This window comes from Pseudogulbenkiania sp. MAI-1, from assembly GCF_000527175.1.
Lineage (GTDB): Bacteria > Pseudomonadota > Gammaproteobacteria > Burkholderiales > Chromobacteriaceae > Pseudogulbenkiania.
Window position 1 is genome coordinate 2,520,176 of sequence record NZ_AZUR01000001.1, and the last position, 14,158, is coordinate 2,534,333.

General features: G+C 63.5%; 18 protein-coding genes and 1 pseudogene. 7 read left to right on the forward strand and 12 right to left on the reverse strand.

The window, feature by feature from the left end; genetic code table 11:
- Positions 1–275 precede the first annotated feature (275 nt).
- Positions 276–464 (reverse strand): hypothetical protein, encoded by a 189-nt coding sequence (locus tag PSEMAI1_RS0111695; protein ID WP_024303054.1) that lies wholly within the window; start codon positions 462–464, stop codon positions 276–278.
- A gap of 26 nt (positions 465–490) precedes the next feature.
- The gene (locus PSEMAI1_RS0111700; protein ID WP_024303055.1) at positions 491–1,399 is read right to left on the reverse strand and encodes a LysR family transcriptional regulator; all 909 of its coding nucleotides are present in this window, start codon (positions 1,397–1,399) and stop codon (positions 491–493) included.
- Between the two features lie 126 nt (positions 1,400–1,525).
- Here PSEMAI1_RS0111700 and PSEMAI1_RS0111705 point away from each other — a divergent pair, with 126 nt between their 5' ends.
- Together PSEMAI1_RS0111705 and ycaC are read left to right on the forward strand one after the other, a co-directional pair.
- Positions 1,526–2,392 carry a pirin family protein gene (locus PSEMAI1_RS0111705; RefSeq protein ID WP_024303056.1) on the forward strand — a complete coding sequence of 289 codons (867 nt, stop codon included), beginning with the start codon at positions 1,526–1,528 and terminating at the stop codon, positions 2,390–2,392.
- Positions 2,393–2,593: 201 nt separating this feature from the next.
- Positions 2,594–3,217 carry an isochorismate family cysteine hydrolase YcaC gene (gene ycaC, locus PSEMAI1_RS0111710; protein WP_024303057.1) on the forward strand — a complete coding sequence of 208 codons (624 nt, stop codon included), beginning with the start codon at positions 2,594–2,596 and terminating at the stop codon, positions 3,215–3,217.
- A 287-nt stretch (positions 3,218–3,504) separates the two neighbouring features.
- Here ycaC and PSEMAI1_RS0111715 read toward each other — a convergent pair whose 3' ends face one another.
- On the reverse strand, positions 3,505–3,744 hold the full coding sequence (locus PSEMAI1_RS0111715) for a nickel-binding protein (protein ID WP_024303058.1): 240 nt from the start codon (positions 3,742–3,744) through the stop codon (positions 3,505–3,507).
- Positions 3,745–4,141: 397 nt separating this feature from the next.
- Here PSEMAI1_RS0111715 and PSEMAI1_RS0111720 point away from each other — a divergent pair, with 397 nt between their 5' ends.
- Positions 4,142–4,579 carry an HIT family protein gene (locus tag PSEMAI1_RS0111720; RefSeq protein WP_024303059.1) on the forward strand — a complete coding sequence of 146 codons (438 nt, stop codon included), beginning with the start codon at positions 4,142–4,144 and terminating at the stop codon, positions 4,577–4,579.
- Between the two features lie 184 nt (positions 4,580–4,763).
- Here PSEMAI1_RS0111720 and PSEMAI1_RS0111730 read toward each other — a convergent pair whose 3' ends face one another.
- The 9 genes and pseudogenes from PSEMAI1_RS0111730 to PSEMAI1_RS0111770 all read right to left on the reverse strand — a co-directional run bounded on the left by PSEMAI1_RS0111730 (position 4,764) and on the right by PSEMAI1_RS0111770 (position 11,964).
- Complete coding sequence (locus PSEMAI1_RS0111730; protein WP_024303060.1) at positions 4,764–6,374, reverse strand: BCCT family transporter; 1,611 nt, start codon at positions 6,372–6,374, stop codon at positions 4,764–4,766.
- Positions 6,375–6,680: 306 nt separating this feature from the next.
- Positions 6,681–7,109: a universal stress protein gene (locus PSEMAI1_RS0111735; protein ID WP_024303061.1), complete on the reverse strand. Its 429-nt coding sequence runs from the start codon at positions 7,107–7,109 to the stop codon at positions 6,681–6,683.
- Positions 7,110–7,124: 15 nt separating this feature from the next.
- Entirely contained in the window at positions 7,125–7,868 is a 744-nt protein-coding gene (locus tag PSEMAI1_RS0111740) for a TerC family protein (protein WP_024303062.1), read from the reverse strand.
- A 94-nt stretch (positions 7,869–7,962) separates the two neighbouring features.
- Positions 7,963–8,178 (reverse strand): annotated as a pseudogene (locus tag PSEMAI1_RS22010) (carboxymuconolactone decarboxylase family protein); the annotation flags it as partial.
- 28 nt (positions 8,179–8,206) lie between these two features.
- Positions 8,207–8,986 (reverse strand): 3-oxoadipate enol-lactonase, encoded by a 780-nt coding sequence (pcaD, locus tag PSEMAI1_RS0111750; protein ID WP_024303064.1) that lies wholly within the window; start codon positions 8,984–8,986, stop codon positions 8,207–8,209.
- Between the two features lie 2 nt (positions 8,987–8,988).
- Positions 8,989–9,273 carry a lyase family protein gene (locus tag PSEMAI1_RS0111755; protein ID WP_024303065.1) on the reverse strand — a complete coding sequence of 95 codons (285 nt, stop codon included), beginning with the start codon at positions 9,271–9,273 and terminating at the stop codon, positions 8,989–8,991.
- A gap of 122 nt (positions 9,274–9,395) precedes the next feature.
- A complete protein-coding gene (pcaF, locus tag PSEMAI1_RS0111760) occupies positions 9,396–10,598 on the reverse strand; it encodes a 3-oxoadipyl-CoA thiolase (protein WP_024303066.1) in 1,203 nt (400 codons plus the stop codon).
- Positions 10,599–10,622: 24 nt separating this feature from the next.
- Positions 10,623–11,264, reverse strand: a complete 642-nt coding sequence (locus tag PSEMAI1_RS0111765; protein ID WP_024303067.1) for a 3-oxoacid CoA-transferase subunit B — start codon at positions 11,262–11,264, stop codon at positions 10,623–10,625.
- A 13-nt stretch (positions 11,265–11,277) separates the two neighbouring features.
- The gene (locus PSEMAI1_RS0111770; RefSeq protein ID WP_024303068.1) at positions 11,278–11,964 is read right to left on the reverse strand and encodes a 3-oxoacid CoA-transferase subunit A; all 687 of its coding nucleotides are present in this window, start codon (positions 11,962–11,964) and stop codon (positions 11,278–11,280) included.
- Positions 11,965–12,271: 307 nt separating this feature from the next.
- On the opposite strand from PSEMAI1_RS0111770, the gene PSEMAI1_RS22200 reads away from it, so the two are divergent.
- The 4 genes from PSEMAI1_RS22200 to PSEMAI1_RS0111790 all read left to right on the forward strand — a co-directional run bounded on the left by PSEMAI1_RS22200 (position 12,272) and on the right by PSEMAI1_RS0111790 (position 13,964).
- Positions 12,272–12,466 (forward strand): hypothetical protein, encoded by a 195-nt coding sequence (locus tag PSEMAI1_RS22200; RefSeq protein WP_024303069.1) that lies wholly within the window; start codon positions 12,272–12,274, stop codon positions 12,464–12,466.
- A 27-nt stretch (positions 12,467–12,493) separates the two neighbouring features.
- Entirely contained in the window at positions 12,494–12,625 is a 132-nt protein-coding gene (locus tag PSEMAI1_RS22325) for a hypothetical protein (RefSeq protein WP_255327052.1), read from the forward strand.
- A gap of 13 nt (positions 12,626–12,638) precedes the next feature.
- Positions 12,639–13,094 (forward strand): type II 3-dehydroquinate dehydratase, encoded by a 456-nt coding sequence (aroQ, locus tag PSEMAI1_RS0111785; RefSeq protein WP_024303070.1) that lies wholly within the window; start codon positions 12,639–12,641, stop codon positions 13,092–13,094.
- Between the two features lie 120 nt (positions 13,095–13,214).
- Positions 13,215–13,964, forward strand: a complete 750-nt coding sequence (locus PSEMAI1_RS0111790; RefSeq protein WP_024303071.1) for a sulfite exporter TauE/SafE family protein — start codon at positions 13,215–13,217, stop codon at positions 13,962–13,964.
- Positions 13,965–14,158: the final 194 nt, after the last annotated feature.

Below are 14,158 nucleotides of genomic sequence, written 5' to 3' on the forward strand. Positions count from 1 at the left end.
ATTAAATTTAATCGGCAGTTTTTCGACAGTGAGAAAGACACTGGGCTCTGATATCGAGATTTTTCCGGATCCATAGAAATTGGCCACTCCCGCGGCAGCAGGCAAGTTTCCGCCAACAAAAGGGGTCTCCACAGGGTATGATTTCGCCAAACCCGATCATGAATTTCCGTTCCCAACCATGGTGATAACCCATAGGAATTCCTCACATCGCCTTGCTCATTCGATTTTTCCCGGTCTTGATTAACACAACTACCAAAGCGACACCTGGACGACATTCAAATGGACTGGCTGGCGGTTTCTCCACAAAACTCGTGCGATTTCAAAAAGGATTCCAGCATCGCATGGGCCCCGTCATCAAGTTGCCGCAAGGTTGCGCTGGTGGGAAGCAGCTCCCAATCGCTTTCGGCAATGCGGTTGCCAATGTGCTCAGTACTTTGAGCACCCTCCTCAGTGACCAAGTTCATTGGAAGAGACTTCACCCCCTCCCCCGCTAATCCTCTTCCAACTGCTCGAAACGTTGCGCCAGGAAGTCGATCAGCTGGCGGACCGCCGGCAGCTGGCCGCGCCGCGACGGAAACACGGCATGGATCATGCCGCCCTTCGGCGCCCATTCCGGGATGAGCCGCACCAACTGTCCTTCCTCAAGCTGCTTCCTGATCATCATCGTCGGCAGGGCCACCACTCCCGCCCCGGCCGACGCCGCCTGGCCCAGGGTGACCATGTCGTCCGTGACCAGGCGCGGCGTATGCGGCAGGGTCGCCTGGGCGCCATCGGGGCCGTCGAGTTGCCAGGCATGCTCGGGCTGGGCCGGGCCGAGATCCAGGCTGGGCAAACCGTTGAGATCGGCCGGGACGGTTGGCGTCCCGTACTTTTGCAGCAGCAATGGGCTGGCAAACAGCCCCCACTCCCGCACGCCCAGCACTTTCATTACCAGATCGCTGCTTTTCAACGGCGGAACCCGCACACGGATCGCCACATCGATCCCCTCCCCGATCACGTCGACGACGCGGTTGGTGGCGTCCAGCAATAGCGTCACCTTGGGGTTCTCCACCATGAACTCGGCCAGCATCGCCCCCACTCTGGCGTGCAGCAGCGCGACCGGACACGAGAGACGGATGGTCCCCTGCGGTTCGGCGCGGATCAGGTCGATCGCGTCCTGAGCGGCATCCGCCTCCACCAGCATCGCCTTGCAATGGGCGTAGTAGCGCTGGCCGATGTCGGTGACCGAGAAACGGCGGGTCGAGCGCTGGATCAGCCTCACCCCCAACCGCTCCTCGAGTACGGCGACACGCCGGCTCAGCTTGGATTTAGGGATGCCCAGCGCCCGGCCGGCCGGGGCGAAGCCCTGGTGATCGACTACCTGGGCAAAGTAATAGAGGTCGTTGAGATCCTGTTGCATGGCGGCTTCATCGTTCTATCGATAGGACACAGAGACCATCTTACGCCGGCTACCGGCCCCATTGGTGCACGCTTATGCTTCAACTACCCCAATCGATATCGATCGATCGCAAACCAGGAGCAGGCGATGAAAAAAATTCTCGGTGTTTACAGCAGCCCCAGAGCGCATTGGGTCGGCAACGGTTTTCCGGTGCGCACGCTGTTTTCGCATCACAGCCATGGCCAGCACACGAGTCCGTTCCTGATGCTCGATTTCGCCGGTCCGATCGACTTCAAGCCGGCATCGCGCCCGCGTGGCGTGGGTCAGCATCCGCACCGCGGTTTCGAGACGGTCACCATTGTCTACCAGGGCGAGCTGGAGCATCGAGACTCGACCGGTAGCGGTGGCCGCATCGGCCCGGGTGACGTGCAATGGATGACAGCCGCCTCCGGCATCCTGCACGAGGAGTTCCACTCGGAAGCGTTCACCCGTACCGGCGGCACGCTGGAGATGGTGCAGCTCTGGGTCAACCTGCCGGCCCACGCCAAGATGGGGGCGCCAGGCTACCAGACGCTGCTCGATGCCGACATCCCGTCCGTTACGCTGCCCGACGGTGCGGGCCGGGTGCGCGTGATCGCCGGCGACTATCGCGGTCACCAGGGGCCGGCGCGCACCACCACGCCGATCGACGTCTGGGACCTGCGCCTCGAGCCCGGTGCCTATACCGAGTTGAACGTCCCAGCCGGCCGCACGCTGGCGCTGATCGTGCTGCGCGGTACCGTGCAGGTCAACGGCGACCAGATCGCCCGCGAGGCGGAGCTGGTGCTGTTGGGGCGTGACGGCACGGATTTTTCGCTCGAAGCGAATAACGACGCGACGGTGCTGCTGTTGAGTGGCGAGCCGATCGACGAGCCCATCGTCGCCTATGGCCCCTTCGTGATGAACGCGCAGGACGAGATCACGCAGGCCATCGCCGATTTCAACAGCGGGCGCTTCGGTCAACTCGACTCATGACGATTTCCTGGCCGCGCGGTACGGCGGCCAGGACGTTCCAGAGGATGCGCGGCAATCGGCCGAGGTCTATACCAAGACATTCCCGGCCTATCCGTTGCGGATCGAGAGTGACATGAAGGCCCAAGATGTTGCCAAGAGCAACGAGACGCTGGACTCCCGGCGTTGATTGCAACCACCACCCACAACCTGAAGGAGACTGCCATGAGCAAGCCCTACGTTCGCCTCGACAAAAATGACGCCGCCGTCCTGCTGGTCGACCACCAGGCCGGCTTGTGCTCCCTGGTCCGCGACATCGCGCCGGACCAGTTCCGCAACAACGTGCTGGCCCTGGCCGATCTGGCCAAGTACTTCAACTTGCCGACCATCCTGACGACGAGCTTCGAGAACGGCCCCAACGGCCCCTTGATGAGCGAGCTCAAGGAGACCTTCCCCGAGGCGCCCTATATCGCCCGCCCCGGCCAGATCAATGCCTGGGACAACGAAGACTTCGTCAAGGCGGTCAAGGCCACGGGCAAGAAGCAGCTGATCATTGCCGGCATCGTGACCGAGGTATGCGTCGCCTTCCCGGCCTTGTCCGCCCTGGAAGAAGGCTACGAGGTCTTTGTCGTCACCGATGCCTCCGGCACGTTCAACGAAGTGACCCGCCAAGCCGCCTGGGATCGCATGGCGGCGGCCGGTGCGCAGCTGATGTCCTGGTTTGGCGTCGCCTGTGAACTGCATCGCGACTGGCGCAACGATATCGAGGGGCTGGGGACGCTGTTCGCCAACCATATCCACGACTATCGCAACCTGATCAACAGTTACACCACCGTCAAGAACGGCTGACGCCTGTGCTGGAGCCCCCGATGGCGGGGGCTCTCTCCCCGGTTATGCCATCACTGAAACCCATCTGACACCCGCCAAGACCCAACGCTTCATCGAGTTCCTGCGCGAGCGGCTGAGACGACAAGCCCAACAAGGCCGGTTATGGAGATGCAGTCTGTTCTTGTGACGGCAATTGCTGAAGGCAGGATGGGAATGGAGTTTCGGTTTCGTGCCCGCACCGCAAACGCTGCGGGCACGAAACCGATTGAATAAACGACGGGGAAGTCCTTATGGAGCTGCCAGCGCTCTCACCCGCGCGTGGACTTCACTTCGTGGACCCAGTCACACTCGATGCCGGCTTTTGCATGATGCTTGTGGACCGCTTCGGCGTTCGGGGCATCCAGGACACAATAAATCTTGTTATCCTTCTCGCTGAACAGGATGTCGTAGTGCGTGACCCCAAACTCGTCAGGGGGCGCGTTCTGCAACTTGTTCAGTTCATCCGCCGTGAACGGCTCCATGGGATGGGAATCTATAAACTTTGGCACGGTTTTACCCTCCTCCCGCCTGGACGGTGGGTGCTTATCAAGCGCCTCACGGCGGGAAGTGAAAGGCGCTCAACTTTAGCCTCCTCATAGCATCGATCCCTCGCTACAAATTTAGCACACCACCGAATTCAAGCGGCTCCGGCTGAGAGGGTACCCTGCGTTTTTTTCCTTGAAGGAGTGAGACTGATGGGGTGACGTCATTGCCCCCGGTCCCAGGCTGCTCGACCAGGTTTCCCTCGTCTGCCGGCGTCGTCATTACAGTCGTAATACCGAAACAACTGGGGTACACCAGACCTCTGCAGTCTTTGACGGCCTGTCCGCATCCAGAACCGCCCTCTTCCTCTTTGACCCGAAGCATCGCCTACAATGAACCTTGGTTCATTGAGCGGAAAGTGCCATGTCTTACGATCCCAACAACATATTTGCCAAAATCCTGCGTGGCGAAGTCCCGTGCATCAAAGTTTTCGAAGATCAGATGACTCTGGTGTTCATGGACATCATGCCCCAGGCAGAAGGCCATCTCCTCGTTATCCCCAAAGAACCCGCTGCGCAGATTTTCGAGCTGTCAGAAGACGCTGCGGCAGCCTGCATGCGGACGGCGCGCAAGGCGGCCATCGCGGTCAGAACTGCCTTGAAACCGCCCGGTATGACCCTGGCACAGGCGAACGGCAGCGCGGCCGGCCAGACCGTGCCGCACTTTCACATCCACGTGATTCCGAGGCACGGCGGGGGGTTCCTCGCTCCACACGCCGCGCAGCGGGGAGATGCAGAAAAGCTCAAGCAGCTTGCCGAACGGATCATTGCCGCCTGGCCCGAGTCTGAGGAAACCCGTTGACGGAAACCTGGGCGGCCGGACGGATGAGTGTGATGGTGGCCATGATGATCCTCCATGCAGAAAGGGAAACAGCCCAGCAAGCGTAGCCTGCTGGGCTGTTGGTTTCAGGCTGACCATCTACTACAAGGGCTTCGACATACTCGAGGCCGTTATTGCTATCCAGAACCGGATTCCGGGATGGATCTCAATCCGAAGTGGCACGCGCAGGATCGCGGCGGACTGCACGTGCAGGATCGCTGACTGCACGCACTGGTTCACTGAAAGCGGCACGCGAGTCGCGCGCCTCGCTCGCCTGCAGGTCAGCCCGTAGGGACTTCCACAACGACACGCACAAGCCCACCATCACCACCAGGAACGGCGCAGCGACGATGATGGCCGCGGTCTGCAGCGCACCCAGGCCGCCCATCACCAGCAGCACCGCGGCGGCTCCACCGGCCAACGCCCCCCACAGCACCACCAGCCAGCGCGGCGGTTCCAGATCGCCGCGGGCGCATAGCATGCCCATGACGATGGAGCCCGCGTCGGCGCCCGAAATGAAGAACACGCCGACCAGCACGATGGCGGCAAACGAGGTCAACGCGGCGCCGGGATACTGAGCCAGCAGCATGAAGAGCGACACGGCCGGCCCTTGGCCCTTCACTGCTGCGGCGATGCCGCCGATGCCTGCCAGCTCCGAGTAGAGGGCCGAGCCGCCCATGATCGCGAACCATACCATCGTCACACCGCTGGGAATGAAGATGACGCCGACGACGAACTCGCGGATGCTGCGGCCGCGCGAAATGCGCGCAATGAAGGTGCCCACGAACGGCGCCCAGGAAATCCACCAGGCCCAATAGAAGATGGTCCACCCGGCCAGCCACTTGCCATCGCTGAAGGCCGCGGTACGGAACGACATCGGAATCAGTTCGCGCAGGTATTCGCCTATCGACTCGACCAGCGTGTTCACGATGAACACGCTGGGACCCACCGCCGCCAAAAACAGCAGCAGCAGCACCGCGACCACCATGTTGAAGTTGCTCAGCCACTGCACCCCCTTGCCCACGCCGGAGATCGCGGAGAGGATGAAGAGCGCCGTCATCACCGCGATGATCGTCAAGGCAATGCTGGTCGATTCACCGGTATGCCATAGGTAGTTCAGACCGCTGTTGATCTGCTGCGCGCCCAGGCCGAGCGAGGTGGCGGTGCCGAACAGCGTGGCCAGAACCGCCAACACGTCGATCGACTTGCCTAGCGGCCCACGCACGCCTTTTTCGCCGATCAGGGGCGTAAAGGCACTGGAGATCAGGTTCGGCATCCCCTTGCGGAACGTGAAGTAGGCAATCACCAAGCCGACGATGGCGTAAATCGCCCAAGGGTGGAACGCCCAGTGGAAGTAGGCGTACACCATGGCCTCCTTGGCTGCTTCCCTGGTATGCGGCTGCGCCAGCCCATGCGGCGGCGTCATGAAGTGCGTGATCGGCTCGGCCACGCCCCAGAACATCAGCCCGATGCCCATGCCGACGCTGAACATCATCGCGACCCACGACGATGTGCTGAATTCAGGTTGTTCCCCGTCCTTGCCCAGCTTGATTCGGCCGAAGCGGCTTAAAGCCAGGAACAGGGCGAAGCCCAGGAATGTCGCGGTGGAGAGCACGAAGCTCCAGCCGAAACAGTCGATGACGTAATCCAGCAGCGCCTGCGTCGCCGTCTGCATGGCCTTGGGCGAGAGCGCCCCCCAGGCGACGAACGAGGTTGAAACCACGGCTGCCACCCAGAACACGCCCTTGTCGACACGTGACTCCGGTGTCTTTTGCATACTCTCTATCTCCTAAGATATGGGCCCGTCGCAGCGGGTTATAGTTATTGCCCCACGATGGTGGCGCACCGAGTGAGCGGCGGCTTGCGCATGGACGATGCCCACTGGTCCAAACCCGACTGGGCGCCGGCCTGGCCGGTCTCTCCTTGGCACAAGATAGTGAGCGACCACACCGAGCGTTTTCTGCCATCGCGCCGGCCGGTATTTGGCGGCGGGGCTGAAGAGCCAAGAAAAAGCCCCCGCCGGGCAGCACGAAGGCTCCCGGCGGGGGCTGCATCAATGTGACAAACGGCCTGCGGCCCTCGCCTATTTCGCGACGGTCACCGGCACGTTGGCCAGCCGGATCACTTCCGACGTCACCGAACCGAGCAACAAATGGCCGAGACTGGAGTGCCCGTGCGAGCCCATCACGATGGTGTCGAGGCCGCGCTCGCGCGCGAAGTGCGCGATGGTGTCCGCGCTGTGGCCCACCGCGACGTGCACCTGGCACGGCAGACCGGCCTGCTCCAGCCGTTCCCGCCCGGCCTTGAGCGCTGCCTGACCCTGCTCGCGGTAATACTCCTGCAGGTCTTCATGGCTGATGAACATGCGCACGTGGCCGGATTCGAGCGGAACCTGCACGTTGAGCAGATGGACTTCCATGTCGCTCACGGCAGCATGCAGCCGCAGCACGTAGTCGATGGCTTTCAAGGAGGGTTCCGAACCGTCCAGCGCCACCAGAATTCGCATCGTCATGATTTGCCCTCCTGATTAGTCGTTGCCGCTACGCGGCGTATCGCCCAGCGCGATTTCGTCGACCGGCGCCGATACCGCCGCGCCGGCCCGTTTCGCCACCAATGTGCCCACCACCACCACGAGCAACGCGCCGGCTGCGGCCGAGGCGTAGTGCAGCCAGTGCGGCGCGTCGGCCAGGTAGGGCTTGACCATCACGTCGCCCAGCACCATGTCGCCGGCAATCCAGCCCAGCAAGGCCGCGCCCAGCGTGATCACCACCGGGAAGCGGTCCATCAGCTTGAGCACGAACTGGCTGCCCCAGACGATGATCGGGATGCTGATGAGGATACCGAACGCCACCAGCCCCAGCTCGCCCTTGGCGGCACCCGCCACGGCAATGACGTTGTCCAGGCTCATCACGGCATCGGCCACGATGATGGTCTTGATCGCGCCCAGCAGATTGGAGCTACCCTCGATGCTGCCGTGGCCGTCGTCGTCCTCGGGCTGCAACAGCTTGATACCGATCCACAGCAACAGCAGCGCGCCGACCACCTTCAGGAACGGCAGTGCCAAGAGTTGCAGCGCAAAGAAGATCAGCACGATACGCAGCGCGATGGCCCCGGCCACTCCCCACAGAATACCCTTGCGGCGCTGTTCTTCCGGCAACTTGCGGCAGGCCAGCGCGATCACCACGGCGTTGTCGCCGCCCAGCAGAATGTCGATAGCGACGATCTGCAGCACCGAGAGCCAGAATGTGGTCTCGAATAAAAACTCCGGCATTACATCTCCTGTGAATAGTAATTATTGAATCGCTCAGGCAATAAAGCCGGGCTCCATGGCCCGGCTTGCCGGTAACTGACGTGACGGAGCGAGACTAGCCTTGCGCATCCATCTTTGCAAACACCGCCTCTACCAGGTGGAAGGCGGCGTTGGCCGCCGGCAGGCCGCAGTAGATGCCGGATTGCATCAGCACTTCCTTGATTTCGTCACGTGTCACGCCGTTATTAAACGCGGCTTTCAGGTGCATGCGCAACTCATCCTCGCGGTTGAGCGCGATCCGCATGGCGATGGTGATCAGGCTGCGGCTGTGGCTATGATCCTCGATGGGGTGCATCCGCTCAGGCGAGCAGAAAGTCCACCACGGCGCGGTTGAATTCGGCGGCGGCTTCGACGTTGGAGAGGTGGGAGGCATCCAGTTCCACCAGCTTCGACCCGGCAATCTGCTCGACCAGGTAGCGCGCATCCTCGGTGGTGGTCACCGGATCGTGCCGGCCGCTGATCACCAGCGTCGGTGCGCTGATGCGGGCGACGTCCTGGCGCAGATCAGCCTTCTCCAGCGCGTCGCAGCACGCGGCGTAGCCGGCCTGCGGGCTGGAGCGTAATTGTTGCAGCAGCATGTCGACCAGCTCCGGCTGGTGCTGGATGAAATGCGGGGTGAACCAGCGGCTGGCGGCGCCATCGGCCACTTCGGGCATGCCTTCGTCACGCACCAGGCGGGCGCGGTCCTGCCAGCCCTCTGCGGTGCCGACCCGTGCGGCGGTATTGCTGACCACCAGCTTGTTGAGGCGCTCGGGAGCGTTGATGCCCAGCCACAGGCCGGTGAGGCCGCCCATCGAAATACCGCAGAAGTGCGCACGCTCGATCCCGAGCGCGTCCAGCAGGCCCAACACGTCGCGGCCGAGCCTGTCGATCGTGTACGGACCGGGCACCGGGGTCGATTTGCCATGGCCGCGCGTGTCGTAGCGGAGCAGCTGGAATTTCCAGCGCAGCGCGTCCAGTTGAGGCGCCCACATGTCCATGGTGGTGCCGAGCGAGTTGGACAGCACCAGCACCGGCGCACCGGCCAGGCCGTCGAGGTCGTAGTGGATGGTGCAGGTATCGAGTTTGATGGTAGACATGATCAGTTTCCTGCCAGTGCGGCGGCCAGTACGCGCTCGATCGGCGCGTCGGCTACGCCGGTGTAGTTGACGGGGTCCAACAGGCGATTCAATTCTTCATAGGACAAATGCGCGGTGATGCGGGGCTCCTGCACCATGGCCGAGAACACGTTGCCGACCAGCGCCGGCACGCGCACGGCAGACAGCACGATGGCCGGGCTGACCGGGTTGCGCTTGTGCGGCATGGTCGAGGAGCCTCCCCGGCCCTCGCCGGCCGGTTCGAACACTTCGGCCACGTCGGTCTGCATCAACCGCCTTGGCTTTCCTTGAAAAAGCCAACAGACCCGGCCGGTTTGGGCGAGCCTGTCGGTGTCGTTTCAACGGGTTCTTGCGTTAGGGCGTGCCATCCATTGATGACACGCCCTAAGCATCATACGCGCTCGATGATCAGCGCGATGCCCTGCCCCACGCCGATGCACATCGTACACAGCGCGTAACGGCCGCCGGTGCGGGCCAGCTGGTAGGCCGCCGTGGTCACCAAGCGCGCGCCGGAGGCGCCGAGCGGGTGGCCGATGGCGATGGCGCCGCCGTTCGGGTTGACGCGCGCATCGTCGTCGGCGAGGCCGTGATCGCGGGTCACCGCCAGTGCCTGCGCGGCGAAGGCTTCGTTGAGCTCGATCAGGTCGATCTGGTCCAGCGTCAGCCCGGCCTTGGCCAGTACCTTGCGGATCGCCGGCGCCGGGCCGAAGCCCATGATGCGCGGCGCCACGCCGGCGGTGGCCATCGCCACGATACGGGCGCGCGGCGTCAGGCCATAGCGGCTGGCGGCGGCTTCATTGGCCAGCAGCAGGGCGCAGGCGCCGTCGTTGACGCCGGAGGCATTCCCGGCAGTCACGCTGCCGTCCGGACGCACCACACCCTTCAGCTTAGCCAATGCTTCCGGCGTAGTGGCGCGCGGATGCTCGTCCTTGGCGAACACGATCGCCTCGCCCTTCTTCTGGGCGATGGTGACCGGGATCAGTTCGTCGGCAAAACGGCCGGCTTCATGTGCTGCGGCGTAACGCTGCTGGCTGCGCAGCGCGAAGGCGTCCTGGTCGGCACGGCTGATGGCGAAATCGGTCGCGACGTTTTCGGCGGTTTCCGGCATCGAATCGACGCCGTACTGCGCCTTCATCAGCGGGTTGACGAAACGCCAGCCGATGGTGGTGTCCTCGATCTTCATGTTGCGCGAGAACGCGGTGTCGGCCTTGCCCATCACGTACGGGGCGCGGCTCATGCTCTCGACGCCGCCGGCGATCATCAGGCTGGTCTCGCCGCTCTTGATGGCGCGCGCGGCGATGCCGATCGCATCCAGGCTCGAACCGCACAGACGGTTGACGGTGCTGCCCGGCACCTCTTGCGGCAGCCCGGCCAGCAAGGAGGACATGCGTGCCACGTTGCGGTTGTCTTCGCCGGCCTGGTTGGCGCAACCGTAGATCACGTCGTCGATGGCGCCCCAGTCGACGCTGGGGTTGCGCTCGATCAGGGCCTTGATCGGCAAGGCGCCGAGGTCGTCGGCACGCACCGAGGACAAGGTGCCGCCGTAGCGGCCGAAGGGGGTGCGGATCGCGTCGCAGATGTAGGCGTTTTCCATGGTCTATTCCTTTGCAGCGGCCAATCAGGCGGCCAGCTTGAGCGGCACCGGGGTCAGGCGCTGCAGTTCGTCGAAGTCCAGTCCTTCCACCATCTCGAGCACCACCAGCCCATCCGGGGTGACGTCGATCACGGCGAGGTCGGTGTAGATGCGGTCGACGCAGCCGATGCCGGTCACCGGGTAGCCGCAGCGCTCGACGATCTTGCATTCGCCGCTCTTGGTCAGGTGATCCATCATCACGTACACCTTCTTGGCGCCGATGGCGAGGTCCATCGCGCCGCCCACCGCCGGGATCGCGTCCGGGGCGCCGGTGTGCCAGTTGGCGAGATCGCCCTTCTTCGATACCTGGAAGGCGCCCAGCACGCAGATGTCGAGATGACCGCCGCGCATCATCGCGAACGAGTCGCCATGGTGGAAGAAGGCGCCGCCGTCGAGCAGCGTCACCGGTTCCTTACCGGCGTTGATCAGTTCCGGGTCTTCCTCGCCGGGGGCCGGCGCCGGGCCCATGCCAAGCAGGCCGTTTTCGCTGTGCAGGAAGATTTCGCGGTCTTTCGGCAGGTAGTTGGCCACCTTGGTCGGCAGGCCGATGCCCAGGTTGACGTAGGAGCCTTCGGGAATGTCGCGGGCCACGCGTTCGGCCATCTGGTCGCGGGTGAGTTTGTTCATGGTGTCTGCTCCTTTACGCCACACGCGCCGACGCGGCGCCCGATACAGCCACAACGCGCTGCACAAAGATGCCCGGGGTCACGATCACTTCCGGATCAAGCGCACCCAGCGGCACGATCTCGCTCACCTGGGCGATGGTGGTGGTGGCGGCGGCGGCCATGATCGGGCCGAAGTTGCGCGCGCTCTTGCGGTACACCAGGTTGCCCCAGCGGTCGCCCTGCTGCGCCTTGATCAGCGCGAAGTCGGCCTTGATCGGGTATTCGAGCACGTAGTGCTTGCCGTCGATCTCGCGCGTTTCCTTGCCTTCGGCCAGCAGCGTGCCGTAGCCGGTCGGGGTGAAGATGGCGCCGAGGCCCGCGCCGGCGGCCTGGATACGGGCAGCGAGGTTGCCCTGCGGCACCAGCTCGAGCTGGATCTCGCCGGCGCGGTACAGCGCGTCGAACACGTGCGAATCGGCCTGGCGCGGGAAGGAGCAGATGATCTTCTTGACGCGGCGGGCCTTCAGCAGTGCCGCAAGACCGATCTCGCCGTTGCCGGCATTGTTGTTGACGATGGTGAGGTCTTTGGCACCTTGCGCGATCAGCGCGTCGATCAGCTCGGCAGGCTGCCCCGCCGTGCCGAAGCCGCCGATCATCACGGTGGCACCGTCGAAGATGCCGGCCACCGCCTCCTCAAGGGAGGCAACGGTCTTGTCGATCATGGTCTCGCTCCCGTCCCACCCTTCTGTAGCGGATGGGATCCATTGCTTGGGTTGATGAACGTGCCCTGTACGGGCTGACGCCGCCGGCCGTGAGCGCTCTGGCAAAACGAGCGATGACCGAACATGACGTCTATTAACGAACACAATGTAGGTCGCCGCCCTCCCCAGCGTCAAGGGCGATTATCGAAATAACGTGCGTATATCGCACAGTTTTTAAGTGAGCCCGTTTTCCTCACAGAGCAGGCGGCCGATGCTCCAAAGCGTCTAATCAAATGGCCGGCGGCCCTTCCAGGCGGGAAGAGACAGGATGCAACACAGCCTCGAGCGCGCCGAACGCAAGTTCGACCCGATGCAGGAACTCGGCACCAACCGCATACTGGTTTGCAGCAGCGTGCAGCCGGAGGTGATCCGCGACGACATGGTGATAGCCGGCGCACCCCCGCCCTTCGACGTCGCGCGCATCGACCCCAACACCTGCGTCGGTGAAGTCGTGATGAGATAGGAATACACTCCCCTGCTACGCACCGCGATGGACAAGGGCTGCCCGGTGCAGGCCGGCACCGACATGCTGTTCGAAATGATCCCCGCCTACCTGGAGCTCTTCGGCTTCGGCACCACCACCGCGGAAGAGCTGCACGCCGTCGCGCAAATCAACTACTGACAAGGATGGAATGATGAAAAAGATTCTGGTCTTGAACGGCCCCAACCTGAACCTGCTGGGCACCCGTGAGCCGGCCCAATACGGCAGCACCACGCTGGCCGACGTCGAAGCCATGTGCAAGGAAACCGGCAAGCGCCTCGGCTACGAAGTCGAGTGCTTCCAGAGCAACTGGGAAGGCGCCCTGATCGACAAGATCCACGAGGCCGGCAAGGCCTTCAACGAGGGTACGTTGAAAGGGGTCGTCATCAACCCCGGCGCGCTGACGCATACCTCGATCGCCCTGCACGACGCCATCAAGGGCGTGGGCGACCTGCCGGTCATCGAGATCCACATCTCGAACGTGCACGCCCGCGAATCGTTCCGCCACCACTCCTACGTCTCGCCGGCCGCCGCCGGCATCATCGTCGGCTTCGGCGTGACGGGCTACAGCCTGGCGATGGAAGGCCTGGTGCGCAAATTCCCGGAGTGAGCCGACCGCACACGGATAACCGAGCCAGCGCCTCCCTGGCGCTGGCACCTACAGCCCCTCCCGCGCCATAATCCCGCTCTTTGGTTCTCACCACCACCCACCCAGGAACACCAAGGAACCATGCAGCTCGAACCCATCGCCTGGCTGGCCAGCGCCGCCGCCGTCCTCGTCACCGGCATCTCCAAATCCGGGCTGGGAGGCGCGTTGGGCGGTCTGGCGGTGCCGCTGATGTCGATCTGGATCTCGCCCCGGGAAGCGGCGGCGGTGATGCTGCCGATCCTGATGCTGACCGACCTGGTGGGTATCCGCGCCTGGCGTGGCAAGGCATCGCGGGAGGATTTGCGTCTATTGGTGCCGGCAGCACTGCTCGGCATCCTGGCCGGCACGCTGGCCTTCGGCATGATGTCGGACCGGGTGGTGAAGGGTGCCATCGGTCTGATCGCCGTAGCCTTCACCGCGGACCGGATGCTGCGCCGGGGCAAGGTGCGGCCGGCGGATCGCCCGGTGTCTGGGCTGGGGGCGCGGCTGGCGGGCGCCACCTCGGGCTTCACCAGCACGCTGGCCCACGCCGGCGGGCCGCCGGTGCTGGCCTACCTGCTGGGTCGCGGGCTGCCGCGTGAGCGCTTTGTCGCCACCACTGTGTATTTCTTCACCCTGATCAACGCTGCCAAGCTGCCCTTCTACCTGGCCTTGGGGCTGTTCACGCGGGACACCCTGCTGACCGCGCTGTTCCTCGCCCCGCTGGTGCCGCTGGGGGTGTGGCTGGGCATGCGCATCCTGCGCCACATCCCGGAGCGCCCGTTCTACCTGTTCGCCACCGCGGCATTGGGGCTGTCGGGCGTGCAGTTGCTGTGGAGTGCGCTGGGCTGAGCGCGGTACGGCCAGCCTCCAGCGGACTACACGAGTCGCCCCATAAAACGCCCGCCCCGGCTTGAACCCTCATCGCACCAACATTCAATTTATCGAACGAACTGTAGCCAAGCGATTCAACCCTGACAAACCCGATAATCGAAATATTGTGCGATAAGCGAATAATCCACTATCCTGACGGTGCCGGTGAACGT